This window comes from Microbispora bryophytorum, assembly GCF_006874465.1.
GTDB lineage: Bacteria > Actinomycetota > Actinomycetes > Streptosporangiales > Streptosporangiaceae > Microbispora > Microbispora bryophytorum.
Map to the genome: position 1 here is coordinate 1 of NZ_VIRL01000103.1, position 424 is coordinate 424.

Below are 424 nucleotides of genomic sequence, written 5' to 3' on the forward strand. Positions count from 1 at the left end.
CTTTTTTCTTCTTCTTCCACGGAAATGTTCCATCCGTGAAGATTGATTCCTAGAAAACGGTGTCTCGAATCTCCAATAGGTTTATATGTGATAATTGCTCCTGGATTTCTTCCGCCGTCTTGCTCATACGCCGTTTTGTTAACCGATTGCTCTCTTTCTCGTAAGTGAATGATTTCTTGCAATAAGTCCAAACGATACACCTCTTTTATATATTCTTTTTCATTCCGCATCTTCTACATTCGCGCAAAAACTTTCCGCTCTTCACCGAGCTTTTGAACAGCGTATAGTCACAGTTGTCGCATCGTCCTGCGCGCTTGTCCGGAAATTCCTTGTATTCGTAAGTGATCGACGTATCAATGCCGTTAGTCTCGTATTTTTCCTCCATTTTCGCTGTACCTCCGTGTCCTACATCGTTGGATAGAAC

2 protein-coding genes are annotated in these 424 nt (G+C 42.5%); both read right to left on the reverse strand.

What is annotated here, in order from left to right:
• A partial coding sequence (locus tag FLX07_RS37310; RefSeq protein ID WP_208762585.1) for a hypothetical protein occupies positions 1–200 on the reverse strand: 200 nt, incomplete at its 3' end.
• Positions 201–205: 5 nt separating this feature from the next.
• The coding region (locus tag FLX07_RS36040; RefSeq protein ID WP_208762586.1) for a DUF8096 family protein at positions 206–424 on the reverse strand (219 nt) is incomplete at its 5' end.